Origin of the sequence: Selenomonas sp. oral taxon 138 str. F0429 (assembly GCF_000318175.2) — a bacterium.
Taxonomy (GTDB): Bacteria; Bacillota; Negativicutes; order Selenomonadales; family Selenomonadaceae; genus Centipeda; species Centipeda timonae.
The window spans coordinates 1-542 of record NZ_KB290936.1 but is presented as its reverse complement, the minus strand read 5'-3'; the positions used below and the strand labels follow the sequence as shown (position 1 = coordinate 542).

Sequence of the window (542 nt, the reverse complement as noted above, 5' to 3'; positions counted from 1 at the left end):
GAAGCGAAAGCGAGTCTTAAGAGGGCGAAAGTAGCATGGATTAGACCCGAAACCACAGTGATCTATACATGTCCAGGTTGAAGCTCAGGTAAAAATGAGTGGAGGACCGAACCCGTGCATGTTGAAAAATGTTGGGATGAGATGTGTATAGGGGTGAAATGCCAATCGAACGTGGAGATAGCTGGTTCTCCCCGAAATAGCTTTAGGGCTAGCCTCAGGCGAATAACCATAGAGACGGTAGAGCACTGATCGGGCAAGGGGGCGTAAAGCCTACCGACCCCAGTCAAACTACGAATGGCTCATATGGGCAGCCTGGGAGTCAGAATGCGAGTGATAAGACCCGTATTCAAGAGGGAAACAGCCCAGACCGCCGGCTAAGGTCCCAAATGCTGTGCTAAGTGGAGAAGGATGTAGGACTTCGAAAACAACCAGGATGTTGGCTCAGAAGCAGCCACCATTAAAAGAGTGCGTAATAGCTCACTGGTCGAGAGGCCCTGCGCCGAAAATATCCGGGGCTAAAGCACAGAACCGAAGCCGCGGCA

General features: G+C 51.5%; 1 rRNA gene. It reads left to right on the top strand.

Annotated elements, in window-relative coordinates:
• Window positions 1–542: ribosomal RNA gene (locus tag HMPREF9163_RS04845) — 23S ribosomal RNA — on the top strand; the annotation flags it as partial.